The 25,183-nt window shown below is 58.2% G+C and carries 21 protein-coding genes; 9 read left to right on the plus strand and 12 right to left on the minus strand.

Annotated features, from left to right (window positions below):
* Positions 1-44 precede the first annotated feature (44 nt).
* The 4 genes from QRN55_RS03665 (at position 45) to QRN55_RS03680 (ending at position 6,463) form a co-directional block, all read left to right on the plus strand.
* Positions 45-1,118, plus strand: coding sequence for an efflux RND transporter periplasmic adaptor subunit (locus QRN55_RS03665; RefSeq protein WP_284774916.1), 1,074 nt, complete (start codon positions 45-47; stop codon positions 1,116-1,118).
* Entirely contained in the window at positions 1,115-2,197 is a 1,083-nt protein-coding gene (locus tag QRN55_RS03670) for an efflux RND transporter periplasmic adaptor subunit (protein ID WP_284774918.1), read from the plus strand. Before QRN55_RS03665 ends, QRN55_RS03670 begins: the two co-directional genes overlap by 4 nt.
* Positions 2,194-5,268: an efflux RND transporter permease subunit gene (locus QRN55_RS03675; protein WP_284774920.1), complete on the plus strand. Its 3,075-nt coding sequence runs from the start codon at positions 2,194-2,196 to the stop codon at positions 5,266-5,268. Before QRN55_RS03670 ends, QRN55_RS03675 begins: the two co-directional genes overlap by 4 nt.
* A 124-nt stretch (positions 5,269-5,392) precedes the next feature.
* Positions 5,393-6,463: an alpha/beta hydrolase gene (locus QRN55_RS03680; RefSeq protein WP_284775444.1), complete on the plus strand. Its 1,071-nt coding sequence runs from the start codon at positions 5,393-5,395 to the stop codon at positions 6,461-6,463.
* 140 nt (positions 6,464-6,603) lie between these two features.
* Here QRN55_RS03680 and QRN55_RS03685 read toward each other — a convergent pair whose 3' ends face one another.
* The 6 genes from QRN55_RS03685 to QRN55_RS03710 all read right to left on the minus strand — a co-directional run bounded on the left by QRN55_RS03685 (position 6,604) and on the right by QRN55_RS03710 (position 12,999).
* Positions 6,604-7,608, minus strand: a complete 1,005-nt coding sequence (locus QRN55_RS03685) for a TRAP transporter substrate-binding protein (RefSeq protein WP_284774922.1) — start codon at positions 7,606-7,608, stop codon at positions 6,604-6,606.
* A gap of 45 nt (positions 7,609-7,653) precedes the next feature.
* Positions 7,654-8,931 (minus strand): TRAP transporter large permease, encoded by a 1,278-nt coding sequence (locus QRN55_RS03690; RefSeq protein WP_111841128.1) that lies wholly within the window; start codon positions 8,929-8,931, stop codon positions 7,654-7,656.
* Positions 8,931-9,464, minus strand: a complete 534-nt coding sequence (locus QRN55_RS03695; protein ID WP_112498162.1) for a TRAP transporter small permease — start codon at positions 9,462-9,464, stop codon at positions 8,931-8,933. The genes QRN55_RS03690 and QRN55_RS03695 overlap by 1 nt, the downstream gene beginning before the upstream one ends.
* Positions 9,465-9,467: 3 nt before the next feature.
* Positions 9,468-10,637, minus strand: coding sequence for a fumarylacetoacetate hydrolase family protein (locus QRN55_RS03700; protein WP_284774927.1), 1,170 nt, complete (start codon positions 10,635-10,637; stop codon positions 9,468-9,470).
* A 164-nt stretch (positions 10,638-10,801) separates the two neighbouring features.
* On the minus strand, positions 10,802-11,518 hold the full coding sequence (locus QRN55_RS03705) for a FadR/GntR family transcriptional regulator (RefSeq protein ID WP_284774929.1): 717 nt from the start codon (positions 11,516-11,518) through the stop codon (positions 10,802-10,804).
* 35 nt (positions 11,519-11,553) lie between these two features.
* Entirely contained in the window at positions 11,554-12,999 is a 1,446-nt protein-coding gene (locus QRN55_RS03710) for an FAD-binding oxidoreductase (protein ID WP_284774931.1), read from the minus strand.
* A gap of 168 nt (positions 13,000-13,167) precedes the next feature.
* Here QRN55_RS03710 and denD point away from each other — a divergent pair, with 168 nt between their 5' ends.
* Entirely contained in the window at positions 13,168-14,151 is a 984-nt protein-coding gene (gene denD, locus QRN55_RS03715) for a D-erythronate dehydrogenase (RefSeq protein ID WP_284774933.1), read from the plus strand.
* Between the two features lie 174 nt (positions 14,152-14,325).
* Positions 14,326-15,462, plus strand: coding sequence for a PLP-dependent cysteine synthase family protein (locus tag QRN55_RS03720; protein WP_284774935.1), 1,137 nt, complete (start codon positions 14,326-14,328; stop codon positions 15,460-15,462).
* 31 nt (positions 15,463-15,493) lie between these two features.
* Here QRN55_RS03720 and QRN55_RS03725 read toward each other — a convergent pair whose 3' ends face one another.
* The 6 genes from QRN55_RS03725 to QRN55_RS03750 form a co-directional block, all read right to left on the minus strand.
* Positions 15,494-16,570: an ABC transporter ATP-binding protein gene (locus tag QRN55_RS03725; RefSeq protein ID WP_284774937.1), complete on the minus strand. Its 1,077-nt coding sequence runs from the start codon at positions 16,568-16,570 to the stop codon at positions 15,494-15,496.
* A gap of 17 nt (positions 16,571-16,587) precedes the next feature.
* Positions 16,588-17,655, minus strand: a complete 1,068-nt coding sequence (locus QRN55_RS03730; RefSeq protein WP_284774939.1) for a Gfo/Idh/MocA family protein — start codon at positions 17,653-17,655, stop codon at positions 16,588-16,590.
* Complete coding sequence (locus QRN55_RS03735; RefSeq protein ID WP_284775445.1) at positions 17,648-18,661, minus strand: Gfo/Idh/MocA family protein; 1,014 nt, start codon at positions 18,659-18,661, stop codon at positions 17,648-17,650. Before QRN55_RS03735 ends, QRN55_RS03730 begins: the two co-directional genes overlap by 8 nt.
* A gap of 17 nt (positions 18,662-18,678) precedes the next feature.
* Positions 18,679-19,554 carry a carbohydrate ABC transporter permease gene (locus tag QRN55_RS03740; RefSeq protein ID WP_284774941.1) on the minus strand — a complete coding sequence of 292 codons (876 nt, stop codon included), beginning with the start codon at positions 19,552-19,554 and terminating at the stop codon, positions 18,679-18,681.
* Complete coding sequence (locus QRN55_RS03745; RefSeq protein WP_502871290.1) at positions 19,547-20,425, minus strand: carbohydrate ABC transporter permease; 879 nt, start codon at positions 20,423-20,425, stop codon at positions 19,547-19,549. Before QRN55_RS03745 ends, QRN55_RS03740 begins: the two co-directional genes overlap by 8 nt.
* A gap of 81 nt (positions 20,426-20,506) precedes the next feature.
* Entirely contained in the window at positions 20,507-21,796 is a 1,290-nt protein-coding gene (locus QRN55_RS03750; protein ID WP_284774945.1) for an ABC transporter substrate-binding protein, read from the minus strand.
* A 120-nt stretch (positions 21,797-21,916) separates the two neighbouring features.
* On the opposite strand from QRN55_RS03750, the gene QRN55_RS03755 reads away from it, so the two are divergent.
* The 3 genes from QRN55_RS03755 to QRN55_RS03765 all read left to right on the plus strand — a co-directional run bounded on the left by QRN55_RS03755 (position 21,917) and on the right by QRN55_RS03765 (position 25,183).
* On the plus strand, positions 21,917-22,621 hold the full coding sequence (locus QRN55_RS03755; protein WP_284774947.1) for a TetR/AcrR family transcriptional regulator: 705 nt from the start codon (positions 21,917-21,919) through the stop codon (positions 22,619-22,621).
* A 245-nt stretch (positions 22,622-22,866) separates the two neighbouring features.
* Positions 22,867-24,009, plus strand: a complete 1,143-nt coding sequence (locus QRN55_RS03760) for a Gfo/Idh/MocA family protein (protein ID WP_162694713.1) — start codon at positions 22,867-22,869, stop codon at positions 24,007-24,009.
* A 10-nt stretch (positions 24,010-24,019) separates the two neighbouring features.
* A complete protein-coding gene (locus QRN55_RS03765) occupies positions 24,020-25,183 on the plus strand; it encodes a dihydrodipicolinate synthase family protein (protein ID WP_284774949.1) in 1,164 nt (387 codons plus the stop codon).

Genomic DNA, 25,183 nt, shown 5'->3' on the forward strand with positions numbered 1-25,183 from the left:
AAGTCAAATGTATCACGTCTTCATCACGGTTCAAGAGGCAATATATGAGACGGTATGCAACAATCGCCTTTTTGGCGGCAGCACTGCCCGGGCTGACCGCCTGTTCGCCCGAAAAACAGGCACAGGAAAAAGCACCCCGCCATGTAGAGGTGGTGCAGGTCAAATCAGTGGATGTGTCTGACGCGGTCTCGACCACAGGCGAAATCAGCGCGCGCGTTCAATCCGACCTCTCGTTCCGTGTCAGCGGTCAAATCGTGGAACGGTTTGTGGATGTGGGAGACCATGTTACCGCGGGCCAGGTTCTGGCACGAATAGACCCGCAGGAACAGAAGGCCGATCTTCAGGTCGCGCTGGCCACGTTGCAATCGGCACAGGCCCAGCAGACGCAGGCACAGCAGGCCTTTGACCGGCAACAGAGCCTTTTCAACACCGGCGTGACCACGCGCGCTGCACTGGACCAGGCGCAGGAAACCCTGCTGACCGGTCAAGGCACCGTGCAGTCCTCACAAGCACAGGTCGATACTGCCCGCGACGCGCTGGAGCAGACCGAACTGAAGGCCGATGCCGATGGTATCATCACTGCACGCAGCGCTGAAGTCGGCCAAGTCGCGCAGGCAGCGCAACTGGTGTTCACGCTGGCTCATAATGGTCCGCGTGACGCTGTGATCAATGCCGATGAAACGACCCTACTGGGCGGTGAAATCGAGAACGATGTCGTCGTCAGAATGCTGTCGGGCGGTGCGCCGATCAAGGCCACATTGCGGGAATTGTCGCCAGCCCTCGACACCACCACTGCCACGATCCGTGTCAAGCTGGCGCTGGATGCGACAGCCAATGTGCGGCTCGGCAGCCCCATTGTCGCAACGGCGCATTACAAGCCGGTCAAGACCATGCAGCTCCCATGGTCGGCCATTGCATCCGATTCCGGCCAGCCTGCCGTGTGGGTCGTCGATCCCAAAACCAATGCGGTCGTTCTGCGTAAAATCGAAGTTGCGAAATATGCAAATGGGCATTTTTCTGTAAAATCAGGCCTTTCCGAGGGCGAAACGGTCGTCGTCAATGGCACCAAATTTCTCGCCATCGGCGAGACCGTGGCCTATGAAGGAGCCGTTCGATGAGAATTTCCGTAGCCTTCGTCGCGCTTGCGCTCGCCTCCACCTTTCTCGCATCCTGCCAAAAGGAAGAGGAAGTGCCTGAAAAGCCCCGCCCCGTCCTCTCCATCGTCGTGCAGCCAGCCCCTGCCGCGACATTGACGCTGCCCGGCACAGTCAATGCGCGCATCGAAACCGAATTCGGCTTTCGCGTTCTCGGTCGTATCGTCGCGCGCAATGTGCAGGTCGGCGATATCGTAAAAAAGGGCGATGTGCTTGCCGCAATCGACCCGCTTTCTCTGGAACTTGCCGTCAGAAGCTCGCAGTCGGACCTGTCCAACGCGCAGGCTCAGCTTGCAAACGCGCAAACGAACGAACAGCGCCAACAGACATTGTTCGAGCGCCAGTCTGCCGCGAAGGCAACGTTCGAGAGCGCGCAACAGGAGCGCGTGACTGCCGAGGCGAACCTGAACAAGGCGCAGGCCAATCTGGACAAAGCCAATGAGCAGCTCGGCTATTCGCGCCTGCTAACGGAGTTCGATGGTGTCGTAACCAGCACATCCGCCGAAGTCGGGCAGGTCGTTTCGGCTGGCCAGAGCGTCGTCACCGTTGCCCGCCCGGAAGAGCGTGACGCGGTGATCGATGTGCCGGAAGCGGCAGGCTCACTTTTGAAACCCGGCACCGCCTTCGACGTCGCCTTGCAACTCGATCCGACATACCACGCGCAGGGTCTGGTGCGCGAAGTTGCACCTGAAGCGGACGATGCGACCCGCACGCTGCGCACGAAGCTGGCGCTGGTGAATCCGCCCGACGCACTACGCCTCGGTGCCGTGATCACGGCAACGGCCACCGCGGACGCCCACCCCGTCATCCGTCTGCCTTCATCCGCTATCAAGCGCGAGGGTGGCAAGACATCTGTCTGGATCGTCGACGAAAAGGCCGGCAAGGTTTCGGCGCGTGACGTCACACCCGAGGCGGGCTCTGTCCCCGGTGGTACGATCGTCATATCCTCGGGCCTCAATCCCGGTGACCGTGTCGTCGTGGCCGGCGTCAACCAACTTCAGGACGGCCAGGCCGTACGTATCGAGCAGGAGAATGCCCAGTGAAATCGTTCAATCTCTCCGACTGGGCGCTCGATCACCGTTCGCTCGTCTGGTACTTCATGATCATCTTCATCATCGCGGGCACGTTCTCCTACATCAATCTCGGCCGCGAAGAAGATCCCGCATTCACGATCAAGACGATGATCATCAATGCGCAATGGCCGGGTGCCTCTGCCGAGGAGGTGACGAAGCAGGTCACCGACCGCATCGAGAAGAAGCTTCAGGAGCTTGACGCGCTGGACTATACCCGCAGCGAAACGCGCGCGGGCCAAACAACCATCTATGTAGAGCTTCTGCCCACGACCAAAGCCAAGGACGTGAACACGAACTGGATTCGTGTCCGTAACATGGTCAATGACATCAAGGGAGACCTTCCCAGCGGTGTCGTCGGGCCGTTCTTCAACGACACGTTTGGCGATGTCTATGGCAATATTTACGCCTTCACCTCCGACGGCCTGTCCCAGCGGCAATTGCGCGACCTTGTCGAAAGCGCGCGTGAAAAGCTGCTGACAGTGCCGAATGCTGGCAAGATCGATGTGGTCGGCGCGCAGGACGAGGTCATCTACCTCGAATTCTCCACCCGCAAGATCGCCGCAATGGGCATAGACCGTCAGGCCATCATCGACACCCTGCAGGCGCAGAATGCCGTGACGCAGTCCGGTTTTGTGGAAGCAGGGCCTGAAAGCGTTGCGCTGCGCGTCGGTGGGGCGTTTCTCTCGGAAGAAAGCCTGAAGTCCATCAATCTGCGGGTCAATGACCGTTATTTCCCGCTGACGGATATTGCCACTATCAAGCGCGGCTATGTCGATCCCGCATCATCGCTGTTCCGTTTCAAGGGGCAGCCCGCAATCGGTCTTTCCATCGGCATGACACCGGGTGCCAACCTGTTGACCTTCGGTGAGAACCTCGACGCTGAAATGAAGCGCGTGGTGGCCGATCTTCCCATCGGTGTCACTGTGGACCGCGTGTCCGACCAGCCCGCCGTGGTGGAAGATGCCGTTTCCGGCTTCACGACGGCACTGTTCGAAGCCATCGTCATCGTTCTGGCCATCAGCTTCATCAGTTTGGGCGTTCGCGCAGGCCTTGTGGTCGCCATTTCCATTCCGCTCGTGCTCGCCATTACCTTCGTCTTCATGGAATATTCCGGCATTTCGCTCCAGCGTATTTCGCTTGGCGCGCTCATCATCGCGCTCGGCCTTCTGGTCGATGACGCCATGATTGCCGTGGAAATGATGGTGTCCAGGCTCGAAGCGGGCGACGACCTGCGAAAGGCCGCGACCTACGTCTACACATCGACTGCCTTTCCGATGTTGACGGGTACTCTCGTCACCGTGGCAGGCTTCATACCGATCGGCCTGAACAGCAGTGCGGCGGGTGAGTTTACCTTCACGCTGTTCGTCGTCATCGCCGTCTCGCTGGTCGTGTCATGGATCGTTGCCGTGGTGTTCACGCCATTGCTCGGCGTGGTCATTCTGCCCAAGACGATGAAGCAGCATCATGGGGAGAAGGGTCGCTTTGCCAGCGGTTTTGCGTGGCTGCTGCTTCTTGCCATGCGTTGGCGGTGGGTTACCATCGCCTCGACGATCATCATATTCGGCCTGTCGATCGGTGGTCTTGGACTGGTACAGCAACAATTCTTCCCGGCATCCGACCGCGTCGAACTGATTGTCGACTGGAGCCTGCCGCAGAACAGCACGATTGCTGAAACCAACAAGCAGATGGCCGAGTTCGAAAAAGACAAGCTGGTCGGCAACGCCGATATCGACCATTGGTCGACCTATGTCGGCGAAGGCGCGCCCCGCTTCATTCTATCTTACGACGTCCAGAGCCCGGCGCCATGGTTTGGTCAGATCGTGATCGTTGCCAAGGATCTTGAGGCACGAAACAGGCTGCGCAGCGACCTCCAAGCCCATCTATCCAAGACCTACCCGGGCACCGATGCCTTCGTGAAGCTGCTCGATATCGGGCCACCCGTCGGCAAACCCGTTCAGTACCGCATCAGCGGACCTGATGTGCAAGAGGTGCGCAAGCTCGCGCAGCAGTTCGGAACCATCATCAATGGCAATCCGCTGCTTTCCAACATGACCTATGACTGGAACGAGCCGTCCCGCGTCGTAAAGGTGGATGTGCTTCAGGATAAGGCACGGCAGCTTGGCGTCTCGTCGCAGGATATCGCGACGGCTCTGAACGATATCGTCGAAGGGACCACGGTCACACAGGTTCGCGACGACATCTATCTGATCGATGTCGTCGGTCGTGCCGAAGACATCGAGCGGGGTTCGATAGACACGCTTCGCAACCTCCAGCTTGCGGCCGCGAATGGAAAATCTGTTCCACTATCGGCTGTCGCCAAGTTCAGATACGAGCTCGAACAACCGTTGATCGGTCGCCGGGATCGCATGCCGACGATCATCGTGAAAGCGGCCGTCGACGGACCAACCCAGCCAGCGACGATCGTCGAGGAGCTGAAGCCACAGGTCGAGAAGTTCAACGCTTCAATACCTTCCGGCTACAAGGTGGTCATCGGCGGTTCGGTGGAATCGAGTGCCGACGCGCAAGGCCCGATCGCTGCCGTGGCGCCTATGATGCTACTTGCCATGGCAACGATCCTGATGTTCCAGTTGCAAAGCTTCAGCCGCCTATTCCTGGTCTTTGCGGTTGCGCCACTGGCCCTCATCGGTGTCGTTGCAGCACTGCTGCTCAGCAATGCGCCCATGGGCTTCGTCGCCATTCTGGGTGTGCTGGCGTTGATCGGCATTCTGATCAGAAACTCTGTGATCCTTGTGGTCCAGATCGAGCATCTGCGGGAGGAAGGTGTCAGCGCATGGCGCGCGGTCATCGAAGCGACCGAGCACCGCATGCGACCCATCATGCTGACAGCCGCTGCGGCGACGCTTGCGCTCATTCCCATCTCGCGTGAGGTGTTCTGGGGACCCATGGCCTATGCCATGATGGGTGGCATCGTGGTCGGCACGATCTTGACGTTGCTTTTCCTTCCAGCGCTCTACGTCGCATGGTTCCGAATTCCGCGTGAAGACGATACAAAGCCAGCGCAGGAGCCGGCAACGGTTTGATATCGAGAGGGCGTCGCGAACGCCCTCTCCACTTTCACCCATAGAGCAGAGCAACACAGTGGTTCTTTTTTCCTCCTCTATTGCCAGCCGTTCGCGCTGCGTTTTGACCGTCGCAGCGATTGTGATGGCACTGTCCGGCTGCGTGTCACGCCCGACCACGACCGTTCTGCAACCGGTAACGTTGCGTCAGGGCGCGGGCGAACAGGTCAGCATTCTCGCGGTGACGAACCGTACGTCCGACAGCAAAGATCACTCGTTCGGAAACCGATGGGCAACGGATGTTCATTACGATCGCTTCGTGTTTTCCGTTCCAACGAACCGGGAAGGTGCAGCGATCACCTACCCCTCGGCAAAGCCCGATCCCAAACGGCAATTCATCGTAACGAAGCGCGAAAAACTGTCCCTGGACGCGCTGGTTGAGGATGCAACGCGGGCCGATCGATTCGATGGGACGGCTTCGATTTTCGTGCACGGATACAATTATTCCTACCAGGAGGCCCTGTTCCGAACCGCCCAGATGTCCGCCGACGCCAACTCCATGAGCCCGCCTGTCATGTTCTCCTGGCCATCGGCTGCCAGCGTTACGGGTTATGTTACGGACAAGGATGCCGTGCTCTATTCCCGCTCACAACTGGATGCGCTGATACAGGCGATGGCCAAGGCGCCGAAGATCAAGCGCATCGTATTGTTCGGCCATAGCATGGGCGGCTTCCTGTCGATGGAAGTGGCACGGCAGTTGAAACTTCAGCGACGTGATGACGTTCTGGCAAAACTTCAGATCGTTCTTGCCGCACCGGATATCGATGTCGACGTGTTCCAGTCACAGTTGCGCGACATCGGTCGTCTTCCCAACCCGATCGTTCTCCTGGTTTCCAAAAGCGACAATGCCTTGAGCGTATCGAGCTTCATTGGCGGTGAGCGACCACGCGTGGGCCTGCTCAATATCGAGGACCCGCTGATCCAACAGGCTGCAAAGCAGGAACGACTTACGGTCATCGATATTTCTTCGCTGCAATCATCCGATGGGTTGGGGCACGACCGCTACGCCTCGCTTGCCCGGTTCTCCGGGGAGATGTTGAAAGCGGATGCGCGGATGCGCACCAACGGCAACAATATCGGCGCCTTCGTCTTCGATGCCGCCGGTGCCGCCGTCGCAAGCCCGTTCAAACTGGCGAGCCAGATCGCCCGTCAGTGAGCAAGTAGAGAGCATGCCCGGGGCGTCAATCTTGAAGACGTGGTTTGCAATTCAGCGATATCCTGACTGACAGCATAGATCTGAAAACGAAAAGAGGCCGGGCACTGCCCGACCTCCAAACATCGTTTTTCTGGAAACAATTACTTACGGATTTCCGACAGTTCCTTGACAATAGCGTCGACGACATCGGGGCCGATCTGCTCCTTGTGTTTTTCGTAGACGATCATCGATTTTTCGCGAATACGTGTCTGTTCTTCAGGAGACAGCGTGTTGACCTTCAAACCGGCTTCCCTGATCTTTTCGAGCGAGGTCTTGTTCAGCTCTTGAATAACCTTGCGCTCCTCGTCGCGTCCGACCACGGCACATTCGCGAAGGGCGGCCTGCTCCTCCGGTGTGTAGCTGTCGAAAATCGCTTTCGAGAAGAGCAGCAGAAACGGCGTGTAGGCGTGATTGGTCTCGGTGATGTACTTCTGCACCTCGAAGAATTTTGACGTATCGATGGTAACGTAGGGATTCTCCTGCGCATCGATGGCATTTGTTTCCAATGCCGAGAAGACTTCACCGAAGGCCATAGGCGTCGGGTTCGCGCCAAGATTCTGGAAGGTGTCGAGGAAGATATTGTTCTGCATGACGCGGACCTTCATGCCAGAAAAGTCTTCCCATTTGGTCACGGGACGCACCGAGTTGGACAGGTTGCGGAAGCCGTTTTCCCAGTAAGCGAGATTGACGAGCCCGGCTGCTTCCAACTTCTCGTTCATCATGTCGCCGAACTTGCCGTCGAGGACCTTGTAAGCTTCCTGCGGGGTGGCGAACAGGAACGGCAGGTCGAAGACGCCGAGTGCCGGAATGATGCCGACCAGCGGCGAAGACGAGGTGACGACACCTTCCTGAACGCCGGACCGTAGCGCCTGGGTTGCCTGAAGGTCGCCGCCCAGTGCGCCGCCCCAGAATGCGGTGATCTTCAGTTTTCCCCCCGACTTTTCATCCAGGCAGGCCTGCATGGCCTTGATGCCGTTGCCAACCGGGTGGTCGGCATTGATGCCGTTGGAAACTCGAATGTTGCGGGCGTTGAATTCGGCGAAAGCTGGCATGGCAGCGGATAGGCCAAAGGCGAATGCCGTAGTGGCTAGAAGCAGTTTTCTCATTTTATCCTCCCAGGATGATTGAAAACGACGGTTAAGTGCCGGCTGCTATCGCAGCCAGCGGGCAGGCACGAGTACGATGTCGGGGAATATGACCAGCAGAAACAGCACGATGGTTTGCGCCAGAAGGAACGGCCAAACCCCGATCGTGACCTTGCCGAGCGGAATGCGCCCGACGCCGCTGACGACATTCAGCACCACGCCGACGGGTGGCGTGATCAAGCCGATACAATTGTTCATGATGAACATGACACCGAAATAGACGGGGTCGATGCCAGCCTGCTTAATGATCGGCATCAGCACCGGCGTCAGAATAAGGATCGTCGGCGTCAGATCCAGCGCCGTGCCGACAACCAGAACGAGGATCATGATCACGAACATCAGCAGCATGGGCCGGTCGATCAGCGGCTCGATATAACCTGCGATCTCTGCGGGAATATTAGCGGCGGTGATAAGCCATGCGGAGACAAGCGCAGCGCACACCAGGAACATGATGACCGAGGTGGTCTTGGCCGCCTGCAAAATGACACGCGGCAGGTCGCGAGGCTTGAGCTCGCGGTAGATGACCATGCCGACGAACATGGCATAGGCGGCAGCAATGACCGCAGCTTCCGTTGGCGTGACGACACCCGCCTTGATGCCACCGAGAATGATGACAGGCATGCCCAGAGCCCAAGCGGCACGACCGGTCGCGTTGAGACGTTCCGACATCGGCGCCTTCGGCAATGGCTGCACATTGTCCTTGCGAACGACGATCAACCACGCAACGACCAGCGACAGGCCCATCAGAATGCCGGGCACGATACCGGCCATGAAGAGCTGGGTGATCGACACATTGGCCGCCACGCCGAAAACGATGAAGGCCATGGACGGCGGAATGACCGGAGCGATGATGCCACCGGCGGCAATCAGACCACCGGCGCGCGGCACGTTATATCCGGCCTTCGCCATCATCGGCAGCAGGATGGCGGCAAGCGCTGCCGTATCGGCGGCAGCGGAGCCGGAGATGCTGGCCATGATGATGGCCGCAAGAATGGCAACGATGCCGAGGCCGCCCCTGATGTGCCCGACGCAGGCAATGGCGAAATCGATGATGCGGCGCGACAGGCCGCCGGAATTCATCAGTTCGCCTGCGAGAATGAAGAAGGGAATGGCCAGAAGCGTAAATGTATCGGCACCGGCAATCATGTTCTGCGCGATGATCTGCGTATTGAACATGCCCATGAACCACATGAGAATGACGCCGCAGAACATCAACGCGAAGGCGACGGGCACGCCGATGACCATTGCGCCCAGCAGCGATGCGATAAAGACAAGAAGTGTCATCAGGTCCGCTCCGCCAACTGCTCAAGGGTCAAGTTTTCACCTGCAAAGGCGGATATTTCCTCATCGGTCACGCGTCCTGTGACCAGGCGGATCAGACGTTCTAGTGCAATCAGCACCATGCCCGCGCCGGTAAACAAGCCGATGCCATAGACCCAGATCATCGACATGCCGGTGACGGGAGCCGCCATGCTGGCATTGATCGGAAACTGCTTCCACGTTCCCCAGAAGAAAATGGCAGAACAGGTGATGATCACCAGATTGGACAGGACCATGCAGATGATGCGGCCACGTCGCGATAGAAACATGACCAGCGTTTCGATGCCGAGATGGCTGTGTTCGCGGAAAGCGACGACGGCGCCGATAAAGGTCAGCCAGACGAAGAAATAGCGCGACATTTCCTCAGAGACATTGAGGCCGGAGTTGAAGCCGTAGCGCATAACGACGTTGACGAAAACCATGATCGCCATGCCAGATAGCAGCAGGATCAGCAGAAGTTCGAGGAAGCGGTAAAACAGATCGATCGCTCTTTGCATGGCTCAGATCTTTCCCAAAAGGCCGCGACCGGCAAGGTTGCGGATCAGCGAACCGACGCCAAACGTCCATTCCGGGCAGGCATCCGTTCGCTCGACCCAGTTGACCAGCCGACCCAGTTTGGCCGTGGAGATTTCCACCCGGTCACCGACCTCGTGGGTGAAACCCTCGCCCGCACCGCGACGATCCTTGACCGGGGCGAACATGGTGCCGAGAAACAGGACGGCACCGTCGGGATATTGGTGATTGCGGTTGCGCAGTTGGGCGGCAAGGCTCTCGGGAGAACGGCTGATGGCCTCCATCGGGCTTTCGCCGGTCATTTCAAAACCATCTTCGCCATTGACGCGAAGTGCCACGCGGACGCGGCGCAGATCGTCCATCGTGAAACCTTCGTCGAAAAGGCGGATAAAGGGGCCGATGGAGCAGGACGCGTTGTTGTCCTTGGCCTTGCCCAACAGCAGTGCTGAACGCCCCTCGACATCGCGCAAATTCACGTCATTGCCGAGGCTCGCACCAACGACAGTGCCATCGGAACGCAGGACGAGCACGACCTCCGGCTCAGGATTGTTCCATTGTGAAATGGGATGGATGCCGACCAGATCGCCGCATCCGACCGACGACATCGGCTGCGCCTTCGTGAAAATTTCCGCATCGGGACCGATGCCCACTTCGAGATATTGCGACCAGAGGCCCATATCCTGCAAAAGCTTTTTCACAGACGCGGCCTGCTCGGAACCGGCAACCAGACCACGCAGACTGTCACCCAGAACTGGAGCGAGCTTGGCGCGGATGTCCTGCGCGCGGCGTGGATCGCCTTTTGCCTGCTCCTCGATCACGCGTTCCAGCATGCTGTCTGCAAAGGTTACGCCTGCGGCCTTCACGGCCTGCAAATCGATCGGCGCCAGAATTCTTCCTGCTTCCCCGGAGAGGAAGCTTTGCACATCACCAAGGTCCGCAAGCCCTTGTGTCTGCTTCAAGAGGGAGCCGAGATTTTCGATTTCCAGAAGGGCGGACATGGTGGCAGCAACGCCTGTCAGGTCCAGAACGCGCCCACCGGAAATCAGCACCGGGCATGGGCCATTACTGGCGTTGGACCAGACGCGCCCGACCAGAAGAGCATTGGCGGCATCTTCGGGCAGAATGGATTCTGCGCGCAGTACACGTTCGGAATTCACAGGGTCGTCCTCCACATTTCCAGACAGGCCCGCCCTCCAGCAGTGCTTGCCCTATTGTCAGGATGTCTGACAATGCTCCCTAAAAATCTCTAATATGACTTTTCCATCATGTCCAGCGTGCAAAACTCAGTAAAACCGTACGCAGGCTGTGGAAAAGTCCCGCGTCAGTAAACTTCCATCGTCAGATCGACCCGCCCGGCAGCGCCCATCAGGTGGTGGCGCATGGCCAGGCGCGCCTTGACCGGATCGCGCGTCACGACCGCATCTCGGATCGCCACATGTTCCGCAATGGTGATTTCCACGATCTCTTCGAGAATGGCAGCGGCGCGCGCGGCATTGATTGCCAGACTGATGCGCTCTGCGATAAAGCCGATGAACAGCGGAAAATATTCATTATGCGTGGCCGCCGCCAGGGCGCGGTGGAAGGCGAGATCGGCGACGATGCCCTCACCCGTCCACTTCGCAGCACCGGTCATCAGCGCCAGAGCCTCATCCAGCTTTTTCAGATCACCAGCGTCATGGTGGACGGCGGCGAGGCCTGCGGCCTCGATCTCCAGCGGCATGCGCAGCTGGAACAGACTACGAAAGCTCTCGCGGTCATATAGCGCGGTTTGCTCGATGCGGATGGAGCCACGCCCCGTGGCCTCGGTCACGAAGGCGCCGATGCCCTGCCGGGTCTCGACCAATCCCTCATTGCGTAACTCGGCAATGGCTTCACGCACAACAGAGCGGCTGACGCCGAACGTCTTGGCAAGGATATGTTCGGTCGGCAGTCTGTCTCCGGGCACGATGCGGCCCTCGGCAATTTCCTTGCCGATATGACCGGCAATGCGCGCCGGAAGATGTTCGCTACGTTTTAACTGGCCAAAATCCGCCGTCATGCAATCGGTCCGTCCTTTGATGTTGCCAGACTATTCTATGAACTGCGGGTGAAATTCAATTGGCAGCCGGGGTTCATCACCATGGCGGGATCAATGGCCTGTTTCAGCGCGACCAGAATTGCGCGGTGGGCGGGTGCCAGCCGCGCCTCGAAATCCGCACGCTTGAGACGACCAATGCCGTGTTCGGCGCTGATGCTGCCGCTGTAACGATCGACAACCGCGTTCACCACCGTCTTGGCCTCATAGATTATCGCGTCGGTCTCCTGTCTGCCAATGCCACTGGGCGGCAGCACGTTCAGATGCACATTGCCATCCCCCACGTGACCATAGGACACGCTGAGACACTGCGGCAAAGCCTCTGACACGGCCCGCTCGGCATCCGCTACGAAATCGGCAAGACGCGACAGCGGTACGGAAATGTCCGTGCGCATATGTGGTCCGCGCTTCGCCTGACCCTCGTTCATGCCTTCACGAATGAGCCAGAGGTTGCGAGCCTGCGCCTGCGAGGCGGCAATCACGCCATCCACCACCAGCCCGTCCTCCATGACGCCGGTCAGGAACCTTTGCATCAAATCCGGGATATCGACCAGCCCGGAACCGGATATCTCCATCAGCACATAGGCGGGATAGTCACCAGCCATCGGCATGGGCAGATCGGGCAGGGCTTCCTTCGCAAGCGTCAGCGCAACCGGTGGCATGAATTCAAACGCCGACATCAGGTCGCAGCAATCGCGCCGGGCGCGGCGGTAAAGCTTGATGACATCATCGAGCGAGTTTAAGCCCAAAAGAGCCGTTTCGACCTGATCCGGCAACGGCGTCAGCTTGATCGAGACTGCCGTGATGATGCCCAGCGTACCCTCGGAGCCGATGAAGATTTGCTTCAAATCGATGCCGCGATTGTCTTTTCGCAGCGTGGAGAGGCCATTGAAAATCGTCCCATCCGGCAAAACGACTTCCAGACCCAGCACCAGCTCCCGTGTCATGCCGTAGCGCAGAACATTGATGCCGCCAGCATTGGTGGCGACGTTGCCGCCGATACGGCACGACCCTTGTGCACCGAGAGCCAGCGGGAAGAACATGCCCATTTCAGCAATCCGGTCCTTGACCTCGGAGAGGACGCAGCCCGCCTCGACCACCGCCGAAAAATCGTCGGCATCGATATTTCTGATCGTGTTCATACGCTCAAGGCTAAGCACGATTTGCATTTCGGGTTGATCGGGAATAGCGCCCAGCACGAGGCCGGTATTGCCGCCCTGCGGAATGATCGAAAGCCCCAGCGCCCCGCAGGTGCGGATGGCATCACTGACACCCTGAGTCGAGCGTGGGCGCAGAACGGCAAGGGCATTGCTCGTCACATCGCCATGCCAGTCACGGCAGAAACGCTCCATGTGTGCCGGATCGGTCAAAACGACATCGTTGCCGAGAGCTGCGATGAGAGATGTTTGCAAATGCGCCGTTTTATCCATGACACCAGCACTCATCGTCCCGCCTTTCGCGCAATCCACCGGCTCATTTTTTGCCTTGATGGATCAAATCCCTGTTTTCAAAATGCCAATATAAGGTTATCAGACAACCTTACAATAGCAATTTTAAGCCGGGTGGCGATGCCTATAAGCGCGTCACGGCTATGGTGCGGAGGAGAAAACGCGATGAATATTCTCATCATTGGTGCGGCGGGTATGGTCGGCAGAAAACTGGCGGCGAAGCTCTCCAGCGACGGGCAACTGGGCGGCAAAGCCGTTGAGCGGATGACACTGGTTGACGTCGTTGCGCCAGAGGGACCGCAGGGTTTCACAGGCGCTGTCGATGCAAGAGAGGCCGATCTTTCCGCACCGGGCGAGGCCGAAGCGCTGATTGCGACACGGCCCGACGTTATCTTTCATCTGGCGGCCATCGTCTCGGGCGAAGCGGAGCAGGATTTCGACAAGGGTTACCGCATCAATCTGGATGGCACCCGCTACCTGTTCGACGCCATTCGCCTTGCCCATGGTGAGGATGGCTACAAGCCCCGCGTCGTCTTCACCTCTTCCATTGCCGTCTTCGGTGCGCCGCTGCCCTATCCCATCGCGGACGATTACCACACGACACCGCTGACCAGTTACGGGACGCAAAAGGCCATCTGCGAACTGCTTCTATCCGACTACAGCCGTCGCGGCTTTTTCGATGGCATCGCCATCCGCCTGCCAACCATCTGCATCCGCCCCGGCAAGCCGAACAAGGCCGCCTCCGGTTTCTTCTCCAACATTTTGCGTGAACCTCTGGTCGGTCAGGAAGCCGTTCTGCCCGTGTCTGAAGACGTGCGCCATTGGCACACATCGCCACGCTCCGCCGTCGGCTTTTTGCTGCACGGCGCGACCATCGATCTCGACAGGGTCGGACCACGCCGGGCGCTTTCCATGCCGGGCCTCAGCGCCACTGTGGGCGAGCAAATCGAAGCATTGCGCCGCGTAGGAGGCGAAAAGGCCGTAGCCCTGATCCGCAGGGAGCCGGATGAGATGATCATGAACATGGTGGCTGGCTGGGCACCCGGCTTTGAAGCGACACGCGCTAAGGCGCTAGGCTTCACCGCCGAGACATCCTTCGATGAGATCATTCAGGCGCATATCGAAGATGAACTAGGCGGCCAGCTGTAGAAACAGATTTTCGAAGAAAATTTGACTTGGCGACCAATACTTTCCAATATATGACAAAATTATAGAAGGATATTCCATCAAGTCGCCCAGAAAGAGATAAAACGTCGTGATCCGCTTTAGTCACATCTGTTACAGACCCCTGTGGACTTCGCTTGTGATCAGGAGGAGCGTGGTATGACGTCGGAATGTCTCGCTACCCCACCGCTGACACCCCTGCCGGAATGCACAAACCGTGACTGGGCAAGGCGCGCAATCGGTATTCTCCAAGGCGATGGACGCAGGTCGGCGGACACACATCTGGTCAAACCGGTGTTCAAAGGCCTGCGTGGCATCTCGATCTATCTGAAGGACGAGTCGACACATCCTACCGGCAGCCTCAAGCACAGGCTGGCGCGCTCCCTGTTTTTGTACGGGATTTGCAACGGCAAGATTGCCCAGGGCACGACCCTGGTCGAGGCATCGTCCGGCTCGACCGCCGTCAGCGAGGCCTACTTCGCCCATCTTCTCGATCTGCCGTTCATTGCGGTCATGCCGCATTCCACCAGCCCGCAGAAGGTGGAGGCTATCGAACGCTTTGGTGGAAAATGCCATTTCGTGGACAAGCCTTCAGAGGTCTACACCGTGGCGGAACGGCTGGCGGCGGAAGCTGGCGGTCATTATCTCGATCAGTTCACCTATGCCGAACGCGCAACAGACTGGCGCGGCAACAACAATATCGCCGATTCCATCTTCGAGCAGATGAAGAGCGAAGAACATCCCGAACCCGAATGGGTGGTGATGAATGCCGGCACCGGCGGCACCTCCGCCACCATTGGCCGCTTCATCCGGTACAGAAACCTGCGCACACGACTGTGCGTCGTGGATGTAGAACATTCCGCCTTTTACGCGTCCTATATGTCCGGCGACCGCAACGTGACCTGCCCGACACCATCGCGCATCGAAGGTGTTGGACGACCACGGGTGGAGCCATCCTTCATTCCCGGCGTCATCGACCACATGATCAAGATACCGGACGCAGCCTCCATCGCGGCGATGCACGTTCTCTCCGAAAGACTGTTTCGCCGCGTCGGCGGATCGACCGGCACGAATTTCTTCGGCCTATGCTGGATTGCCGCGGCGATGATGAAGGAGGGCAAAGAGGGCTCTCTGGTCTCGCTGATCTGCGACAGCGGAGACCGTTACGCCGCAACCTATTACAATCCCGACTGGCTGGCCAAGAACGGCATCGACATCGCGCCCTATCGTGCCATGCTCGAAACGTTCATCGATAGCGGCGAGTTTAGAGATCTCGGCATAGCCGGATTATCCTGATACGGACGGCCGGTGGAGCGACTCTTCAATCTCAGACACGACGGCCATCCGCGCCGAAAATATGCGCGTTGGCCAGATCGAAGGACAGCGACACCTTTTCGCCCATGCGCAACTGTTTCTGCCCTTCCAGCACGACGGTCACGGGTTGGCCGTCGGCTGTATTGGTGTAGATGACCGTCGATCCACCAAGATGTTCCACCAGCTGGATATTGCCCTCCCCCAGGCTGGCGGATTGCACATGCGGCTGAATATGCTCGGGGCGAATGCCGAAGGTCAGCGCCTCACCATTCTCGGCCTCCAGCGGCCTTTCGAGAACGATCTGCTGTCCGGCAATCTCGATGGTGCGGCGGGACGTGTCGGACACCACGAGTTTTGCTGCCAGAAAATTCATTTTCGGTGAGCCGATGAACCCGGCGACGAACTGGTTGGCAGGGTGGTTGTACAGATCGAGCGGACGACCAACCTGCATGATGCGACCTTCGCGCAGCACGACGATCTTGTCGGCCATGGTCATGGCTTCCACTTGATCATGCGTAACATAGATCATGGTGCTGCCAAGTGTCTGATGAAGCTTGGCGATTTCCACGCGCATCTGGACACGCAGCTCGGCATCGAGGTTGGATAGCGGCTCATCGAACAGGAAGATTTTCGGCTCGCGAACGATGGCACGCCCGATGGCCACGCGCTGACGCTGCCCGCCCGACAACGCCTTCGGCTTGCGTTGCAGAAGCGGGCCGATTTGCAGCACATCGGCGGCTTTGGCCACACGCGTCTCTATTTCCGACTTCTTGTAGCCTGCCGTTTCCAGCCCAAATGCGAGGTTCTTGTAGACGCTCATATGCGGATACAATGCGTAGGACTGGAACACCATGGCGATGCCGCGCTTGGAAGCCGCCATTTCATTGACGCGCGCGCCATCGATAATCAGATCACCATCCGATATTTCTTCCAGCCCGGCAATCATCCGCAGCAGGGTGGATTTGCCACAGCCGGAGGGGCCGACGAAGACGGTGAATTCGCCCGGCTCTATCTGCAAGTCGATACCGTGAACCACGGGAAAGGCGCCGAAACGCTTGACGATCTTTTGAAGGGTAATGCTGCTTGCCATAGGTTCCTCCGACGGTCTCAGGGACGCCAGCTGATATATTTCGGATGCCCCTGGGTGATCGGCAGGGCAACGTCCGCATTGATATCGTTGGAATGATAGATTGCCGCGAGAAGCTCCAGCGAACCCCGCGCATCGGCCGTGGTCACCGGTGGCGCATCGCCGTTCTCCAATGCGTGGTAGAACGCCTCCATCTGCCCGTTAAACCTGCGGCCAACAGTTGGCATATCGCCCAGCAGCGCGTCGATCTTCCTGCCGATCTCCTCGCTGGCGGGAATGAAACGCCAGGGGCCATCACCCGGTGAATAGGCCGAATGGTTGCTCTCCATCGTCACATTTTCGAACGACAGCCGCAGACGGCTGATCTCCTCCTGAGACCCCAGCGTCGTCGATACCGCGACCAGCGCGCCGTTCTTCATCAGAAGACTAGCCGAGACGCAGTCTTCCACCTCGATAGGGTTCACGCGCGTTGCGGTACGAGCAAAGACGCGGTCGATCGGTCCCATCAGATAGGTCAGCATGTCGTGCAGATGGATCGCATGGGTCATCAGCACACCGCCGAGCTCGGTTGCCCAACGACCGCGCCACGGATTGTCATAATAAACCGCATCGCGCTTCCAGAGCGTCTCTGCGGTCGCCACGTAAGGCTTGCCAGCCAGACCACTTTCGATGATGCGGCGCGCCTTTTGAACACCATCGCCGTAGCGGTACTGGTAGATCGGCATCAATTTGCCCTTGGCGACCTTTTCGGCTGCGACCACCTCGTCAAGCTCCGACAGCGAACCCGTCAGCGGCTTTTCGCAGACCACATGCTTGCCGGTCGCTAGCCCCTGAAGAATGAGTCTGGTGTGAATGGCGGGTGGCGTGCAGATATCGATGATGTCGATATCCTCCATCGCCATCAGCTCGTCAGTTGAGGTTAGACGCCGCTCGACGTTGAACTCATCCGCCACCGCCTTTAGCCGCGCCTCATCAAGATCGCAAAGGGCCACGACCTCGTATTTGTCTGGATGCATCGCATAGCCTTCTGAGATATGCGAGCTGCCGATGCCGCAACCGATGAGGCCGACCCTGTAGCGTTTAGCCATGCCGGTGACCCTCCGCAAACTGTTGGGCTTTCAGTGCAATCTCCATGGCCGCAAAGCAGCGCGCCTGCGGCATGGCCGTCTCGGTGCGGTTGCGGATATCGTCCAGAAGCTGCGGTCCATAGGGCAGCGTGACATCGGTGCAATCAATATAGTGCACACCGGTCTTATCGGTCAGGAACAGATGATCTTTCCCTTCGCGGCCTGCGATATCGACGTATTTCCGAAGCTCTATCGTGCCTTCCGTGCCGGTGATGAACAAGCGTCCGTCGCCCCAGGTGGGCAGGCCATCCGGCGTGAACCAGTCGACGCGGATGTAACCATCCGCATTCTGGGTGGAGAGGTGAATATCGCCACTGTCCTGTAGGCCGGGCCATTGAGGATGCGCGCGATTGGACACGGTGGCAGAACGGATCGTTGCCTCCTCCGCCCCGGTGAAGAACAGGAACTGTTCGCATTGATGCGAAGCAATATCCGTGAGAATGCCGCCGTATCGCTCACGTTTGAAGAACCACTCGGCCCGTGTCGGCGCGCGCAGGCGATGCGGTCCGAGACCCACCGTTGACACCACTGTTCCGATAGCGCCTGCCGCAATGAGTTCTCCCGCCTTGACGGTGGATCGGGTCTCGAAATGCTCCGAATACATGATAGAGAAAATGCGGCCTGTCTCGGCCTGCACCTGCTTTACTTCGGCAAGCTGTTCAAGGCTGATCACGCCCGGCTTGTCGGTCATGACGTCTTTTCCGGCGCGCATTGCCTCGATTGCAATGGCTGAACGATCTCCGGGGACAGCCGCGGTGATAATGAGATCGATGCTGTCGTCTTCCAGAAAGCGGCGCTTGTCATCCACACGCGGGGCAGAGGGGAATGTCTCGCCATAGGCTTTGGAGAGATCATCCTCCACCGCATGGAAACCGACGAACTCTGCGCCCGCATTCAAAAGGCAGGTCGTCTGTCCGTAGATGTGATTGTGGTTGATACCGATTGTTGCGAAGCGAACGGGTGTCATATCCATGCCTTGATGTTTCAGCGCTTCATGCCTGTGGTGGCGATGCCTTCGATGAGAAGACGCTGGAAGAAGAGGAAGAAAAGAAAAACGGGAATGAGGGACAGGTTGGACATGGCAAACAGCGCCGTCCAGTCCGAGCTGCCGGTACTGTCCACGAAAGAGCGGAGACCCAGCTGCACGGTGTAGGTGTTGATATCGTTGAGGTAAATCAGCGGCCCGAAGAAATCGTCCCAAGTCCAGATGAAGGAGAAAATCGCAGCCGTCGCCAGCACCGGCGATGACAACGGCAGCATGATTTTCCAGTAAATGCGGAAGGGGCTGCACCCGTCCATCACCGCCGCCTCATCCAGTTCGCGGGGAATGCCACGGAAGAACTGCACCATCAGGAAGATGAAGAACGCGTCGGTGGCCAGATATTTGGGCACGATGAGCGGCAGCGAGGTGTTCACCCAGCCCAGCTCCAGAAACAGGATATATTGTGGGATCAGCACCACATGGTAGGGCAGCATCAAGGTGCCCAGCATCAGCGCGAACCAGAAATTGCGACCCCCGAAGCGAAGCCGTGCAAAGGCAAATGCTGCCAGCGAACACCCGACCACATTGCCGATGGTTGCGAGAACCGCGATGAAGAACGAGTTCCAGAAGAACTTTCCAAACGAGACCTGAAGCCCCGTCCAGCCTCTGATATAGCCGCCAAGATCGACCGACGAGGGGATGAGAGACGATGAACCGAACAACTCGTCCTGCGGCCTGAAGGAGCCGGAGATCATCCAGAGGATCGGATACATCATGGCGATGGAGGCAGCGATTAGCGCCGCATGCAGCAGGATGGATTTCCATAGAGGGCGCTGAACGGCCTGACTGGGGCGAAGTGAGGTGACGGCGTTAGTCATCGTAATGCACCCAATAGCGTGCGCTCAGGAAGGAAAAGGCCGTGAATAGCGAGATGATGACGACCAGTATCCACGCCAGCGCCGAGGCATATCCCATGCGGAAGAAGCCGAACGCCTCCTGATAGAGGTAGAGCGTGTAGAACAGTGTCGAGTTGATCGGCCCACCGGAGCCTTCCGAGATAATGAAGGCAGGCGTGAAAGCCTTGAAGGCATCGATGGTCTGAATGACGGCATTGAAGAAAATGACCGGTGTCAGCAGCGGTAGGGTGATGCGGAAGAACTGCCGCATCTTGCCAGCGCCGTCCATTTCGGCTGCCTCATACATGTCCTGCGGGATCTGTCGCAGACCGGCAAGGAAGATGATCATCGGCGAGCCGAACTGCCAGACGGACAGGATGACCAACGTGTAGATGGAATAGTTCGGGTTCGAAATCCAGCTCGGCCCTTCATAGCCGAAGGCCTGCCAGAGCACCATGTTGACGAGACCATCCGAGGCGAATAGCTGGCGCCACAGAACGGCGATGGCGACGCTCGATCCAAGCAGCGACGGAAGGTAAAACACCGCGCGGTAGAGCGTCAGCCCCTTGATACCGCGATTGAACGCCATCGCTACCATCAGCGCAAAGATCAGCTTCAGCGGCACGGACAGGATGACATAGGTAAACGTCACCTTCATCGCCGCTGCAAACTTGGGATCAGCAGTGGCGATGCGGACATAGTTGGATGCGCCGACCCAGTCTGGTGATTGCAGCAAATCGTAATTGGTGAAGGATAGATAGAGCGATGCCAGGGCAGGACCGAGCGTCAGCCCGAAAAAGCCGATCAGCCAGGGCAGAAGAAAGACATAGGCGTGGACGTTCCGGTCGAACATCTTGCGCAGTGCACCCTGCGGAGGAGGAGCCGCCGAGCGGCCCTCCCCCGTCATCGTGTCGGATCGAAACGCCATGGTTCGTTACTTCCGCTTGATAACTGTTTCCGCTTCGGTCACCAACTGCTTGCCACCCTGCTCCGGCGTCATCCTGCCGAAACCAACCTCTTCCGAGGTCCGCTTGAGCACGAAGGCAAACTCGCCAGCACCTGGCGGTGGCGACGGCGGCAACGCACCAACCTTGGGCGTGATTTCGGCGATGTAATCGACCATCGCCTTGCTGACCTCGTTGAGCTTGGGGCTGAGTTGATCGCGCATCGATTCAGACGCCGGAACGCCGCGCTCGACGCCCAGAATGTCAACGCCTTCAGGCACGGCCACGAGGAAGTTGATGAAATCCACCGCCGCCTCGATGCCCGCGCTGCCATTGGCCACACTCATAAGCATGGATGGCTTGAGATAATGACCGGACGGACTGTCTGCCGACACCTTCGGATAGGACGTGATCGAAAGTTTGGCTTTGTTGATGGCCTGATAGCCGACGAACTGATTGGAGTGGGCAAATGCGGTCGCGGCCTTGCCCGTAGTTAGCGCGTTGCTTTCAATATTGAGCTGATCGAGAGCTTGAACGTCGGCGGGCACACAGGCCCCGGCCTCGCGCATGGCCGCCCACATGGCAAACCACTCACCCGCATCCTTGGCGTCATAACCGAGGCCGCCGCCTTCGGCGAACAGCGATTTGTTCTTCTGGCGCAGCCAGTTCTCAAAGCTCGGCTCGACACCGCTGGCATCGGCTGTTGCATAGTAACCGGGCTTTGGCTTGTTCTTGCCAAACTCGGCTGCGTTCTTGGCGAACTCTTCCCAGCTCTGGCCCGCCGATGGCGCCTTGGCGCCGGTTTTTTCCCAAGCCTTGGCGTCGTAAAACACGGCACTGGAATTCACGCCGAGATTGATACCGTAAAGTTTACCGTCCACTCGACCGGAGTCGATATTCGGCGTGCCGAAATCATCGATTTTCAATGATTTTCCGAGATAATCGTCCAATGGCGCCAGAGCGCCGCGGCGGGCATATTCAAAGATGTAGCGATAATCCATCTGGATGAGATCAGGGGCATTGCGGCCCGCGACCTGCGTTGCCAGACGCGGCCAGTAATCCGACCAGCCGGCAAATTCCCCGGCAATATCGAGATCAGGCTTGACCTGTTTGAAAGCCGCAATGGCCTTATTGGTACGATCCGCTCTTTCCTGCGAACCCCACCAGAGCAGGCGAATGCGTGCTGCCTGTGCGAAAGCGGGTCCTCCACCCACTGTCGCCAAAGATAAAGCCGCCAGACCTGCCGAAAGCACGGCACGTCTCTGAAGCATCATGGACATTGGCAACTCCTCCCTAATTGAATGCCAAATTGAATGATGTAGTGAACAGCGCTTGCTGTTTTATAACTATCTGGTTACATGGGAACACTGATCAACACTATTGTCAAGCGGCCAATAACGATGGATGACACCGGCAAAACCGTTTCCGATAAAACGGACGATACGGCCGAAAAAAAGACCAAGCGGACCGTCAGGAAACCTGCGAGCCAGTCTCGCAACCCGGAGCGAACCCGCGCCGCGATTCTGGAAGCCGCCCGTCGCGAGGTCGCGGCCAAGGGTCTGGCCGGTGCGCGTATCGATGTCGTGGCAAGACGCGCGGGCACCAACAAGCGCATGATCTATCACTACTTCGGCGACAAGGATGCGCTCTACCTCGCGGTGCTGGAAGATGCCTATCGTCATATTCGCCAAGCCGAACACCGGCTGGACCTGACCCGTAAACCACCGGTCGAGGGACTGCGGGAACTGGCGCTGTTCACGTGGCACTATTTTCTCGACCATCCTGAATTTCTCAGCATCCTCGCAACAGAAAATATCAATCAAGCCAGATACTTGCGTCAATCCACCAGCATTCCTGAAATGCATTCCAATTTCATTTCAGAGCTGAAGGATGTGCTGAAGCGCGGCGAAGCTACGGGTGACTTTCGCGCTGGGCTCGATCCCGTGGACGTTTATCTGACGATCGCCTCGCTCGGCTTCTTCTATCTCTCAAACCGTTTCACGCTATCGACGATCTTTCAGCGCGACCTTGCGGCACCGGCTGAATTGGAACGTTGGGGCCAGCATATCGTCAACACGGTGATTGCTGCATTGCGGCCATTTTGAACGCCTGATCCAATTTGCTGAACAAGATCAATCCTGCGCGTCTTCGCATATGCGAAAGAACGGAAATGTAAACGCGCTATCATTGCTCACACAGATGCCTTGCCGTGAATTAGCCAGCGATTTCTGAGATCAAAAACTTCTTGACAGAAACCGCGCTTCGACTTCACAAATAACCAAACGGTTACAAATTTTGTAGCTGGAGGATTGCGTCTGCCGGGAGTCGGGCGCCTGTGGGAGGAAGTTTCATGCAACGCATCGGCGTCATCATGCACGGCATCACTGGCCGCATGGGATACAACCAGCACCTTATGCGCTCTGTTCTGGCCATTCGCGATCAAGGCGGCGTGACCCTCAAGACGGGCGAAAAGGTCATGCTCGACCCCATTCTGGTTGGCCGAAACGGCGCAAAAATCGAAGAAATTGCCCGTAAACACAACGTGGAGCGCTGGACCACCGATATCGATGCTGCTCTGGCAAACCCCGATGACACGCTGTTTTTCGACGCCGGCACCACGCAGATGCGCGGTAGCCTTCTGACCAAGGCCATCAAGGCCGGGAAGAACGTCTATTGCGAAAAGCCGATTTCCGACAACATGGAAGAGGCCCTTGCGGTCGCGCGGCTTGCGGAAAGTTCAGGAGTCAAACATGGCGTGGTGCAGGACAAGCTATTCTTGCCCGGTCTTCGCAAGCTTGCCATGCTGCGCGACAGCGGCTTTTTCGGCAAGATTCTCTCTGTGCGTGGCGAGTTCGGCTACTGGGTGTTCGAGGGTGACTGGCAGGCGGCGCAGCGCCCGTCTTGGAACTACCGCCACAAAGACGGCGGCGGCATCATTCTCGATATGCTCTGCCACTGGCGCTATGTTCTCGACAATCTGTTCGGTGAGGTCAAAGCGGTCAGCTGCCTCGGCACAACGCATATTCCCAAACGGTTCGACGAACAGGGCGAGCCCTATGAGGCCGACGCCGATGACGCCGCTTATGCGACATTTGAGCTTGCAGACGGCGTCATCGCGCACATCAACTCATCCTGGGCGGTGCGTGTTCGTCGCGACGATCTGGTGACGTTTCAGGTGGATGGCACCCACGGGTCTGCCGTCGCCGGCCTGACGAAATGCTTCACGCAACACCGCACCAACACGCCAAAGCCCGTGTGGAACCCTGACCAGCCGCAGACCATCGATTTCTACAAGACCTGGCAGGAAGTGCCAGACAATGTCGTCTACGACAATGGCTTCAAGGCGCAGTGGGAAATGTTCGTCCGGCACCTCGCCAACGACGAGCCATGGCCCTATGGGTTGATGGAGGGCGTAAAGGGCGTGCAACTGGCAGAGCTCGGTCTGCAATCGTGGAAGGAGCGCCGCTGGCTCGACGTTCCCGCCATCGTCTGAGGAGGCTGGAATGACCGAACTCCACCTGCCCGGCGCTGACCGCTCGATGGAACGCTACACATTGATTGGAACACCCATTCCATTGGAGAAGCGGGCAGCGAGCGATTTCAACCGCATAGCCTTTGCCGCAGCCCATGTGGTAGCCGATCCTTTCGCCGACAATGACCCGTGGCTGACACCTGCTATCGACTGGGACGGCACCCTTCGCTTCCGACACCGTCTATGGGATTTGGGTCTGGGTGTCGCCGAGGCGATGGATACGGCACAGCGCGGCATGGGGCTGGGCTGGCCGCAAGCGCAGGAACTGATCACGAGGGCCTTGAAAGAAGCGGCGACCCGAAAGGATGCGCTGATCGCCTGCGGCGTCGGCACGGATCATCTAACCTGCACCGGCTATAGTCTCGAGCAAATCGTCGATGCCTATCAGGAACAATTGGATTTCGTGCAGGGTCAGGGTGGGCGGGTCATTTTAATGGCCAGTCGTGCTTTGGCGGCAAGCGCCAGGTCACCGGATGATTATCTTGAAACCTATGCCCGCGTACTGTCGCAGGCCGATCAAAAAGTGGTCATCCACTGGCTGGGCGAAATGTTCGATCCCGCACTGGAGGGGTATTGGGGCGCGCGCGACCATATGGCGGCGATGGACACCTGCCTGGAGATGATTGCCGGGAATGCCGACAAGATCGACGGCATCAAGATTTCTCTTTTGTCGAAAGAAAAGGAAATCGCGATGCGTCGCTGCCTTCCGCCAGGTGTGCGCATGTATACGGGTGACGACTTCAACTATGCGGAGCTGATTGCTGGTGACGAACACGGTCATTCCGATGCCCTGCTTGGCATCTTCGACGCAATCGCACCAGCCGCCTCCAAAGCGCTGGACAGCTTGAAACAGGGTCGCAATACCGAATTCTTCGATATTCTTGAGCCGACCGTTGCGCTTTCCCGCCATATCTTCAAAGCACCCACGCGCTTTTACAAGACCGGCGTGGTCTTCCTTGCCTATCTCAACGGCTTACAGGACCATTTTACGATGGTCGGCGGACAGGAAAGCACGCGCTCGACTCTGCATTTCGCAGAGCTGTTCCGGCTTGCAGACAAGGCGAATGTGCTTGCAAACCCGGATGACGCCACCCGGCGCATGAAGGCGTTTCTCAGCGTCAGAGGCGTGCACTGA

The organism is Agrobacterium sp. lyk4-40-TYG-31, assembly GCF_030209855.1.
Taxonomy (GTDB): domain Bacteria; phylum Pseudomonadota; class Alphaproteobacteria; order Rhizobiales; family Rhizobiaceae; genus Agrobacterium; species Agrobacterium vaccinii.

Coding starts and splice junctions, on each gene's coding strand:
- QRN55_RS03765 (WP_284774949.1), top strand. CDS start 24,020: ATGACCGAACTCCACCTGCCCGGCGCTGACCGCTCGATGGAACGCTAC.
- QRN55_RS03670 (WP_284774918.1), top strand. CDS start 1,115: ATGAGAATTTCCGTAGCCTTCGTCGCGCTTGCGCTCGCCTCCACCTTT.
- QRN55_RS03745 (WP_502871290.1), bottom strand. CDS start 20,425: ATGTTCGACCGGAACGTCCACGCCTATGTCTTTCTTCTGCCCTGGCTG.
- QRN55_RS03705 (WP_284774929.1), bottom strand. CDS start 11,518: ATGACGGCGGATTTTGGCCAGTTAAAACGTAGCGAACATCTTCCGGCG.
- QRN55_RS03760 (WP_162694713.1), top strand. CDS start 22,867: ATGCAACGCATCGGCGTCATCATGCACGGCATCACTGGCCGCATGGGA.
- QRN55_RS03665 (WP_284774916.1), top strand. CDS start 45: ATGAGACGGTATGCAACAATCGCCTTTTTGGCGGCAGCACTGCCCGGG.
- QRN55_RS03730 (WP_284774939.1), bottom strand. CDS start 17,655: ATGGCTAAACGCTACAGGGTCGGCCTCATCGGTTGCGGCATCGGCAGC.
- QRN55_RS03695 (WP_112498162.1), bottom strand. CDS start 9,464: ATGCAAAGAGCGATCGATCTGTTTTACCGCTTCCTCGAACTTCTGCTG.
- QRN55_RS03685 (WP_284774922.1), bottom strand. CDS start 7,608: ATGAGAAAACTGCTTCTAGCCACTACGGCATTCGCCTTTGGCCTATCC.
- QRN55_RS03680 (WP_284775444.1), top strand. CDS start 5,393: ATGGCACTGTCCGGCTGCGTGTCACGCCCGACCACGACCGTTCTGCAA.
- QRN55_RS03750 (WP_284774945.1), bottom strand. CDS start 21,796: ATGTCCATGATGCTTCAGAGACGTGCCGTGCTTTCGGCAGGTCTGGCG.
- QRN55_RS03710 (WP_284774931.1), bottom strand. CDS start 12,999: ATGAGTGCTGGTGTCATGGATAAAACGGCGCATTTGCAAACATCTCTC.
- QRN55_RS03740 (WP_284774941.1), bottom strand. CDS start 19,554: ATGACTAACGCCGTCACCTCACTTCGCCCCAGTCAGGCCGTTCAGCGC.
- QRN55_RS03690 (WP_111841128.1), bottom strand. CDS start 8,931: ATGACACTTCTTGTCTTTATCGCATCGCTGCTGGGCGCAATGGTCATC.
- QRN55_RS03725 (WP_284774937.1), bottom strand. CDS start 16,570: ATGGCAAGCAGCATTACCCTTCAAAAGATCGTCAAGCGTTTCGGCGCC.
- QRN55_RS03720 (WP_284774935.1), top strand. CDS start 14,326: ATGACGTCGGAATGTCTCGCTACCCCACCGCTGACACCCCTGCCGGAA.
- denD (WP_284774933.1), top strand. CDS start 13,168: ATGAATATTCTCATCATTGGTGCGGCGGGTATGGTCGGCAGAAAACTG.
- QRN55_RS03755 (WP_284774947.1), top strand. CDS start 21,917: ATGGATGACACCGGCAAAACCGTTTCCGATAAAACGGACGATACGGCC.
- QRN55_RS03735 (WP_284775445.1), bottom strand. CDS start 18,661: ATGACACCCGTTCGCTTCGCAACAATCGGTATCAACCACAATCACATC.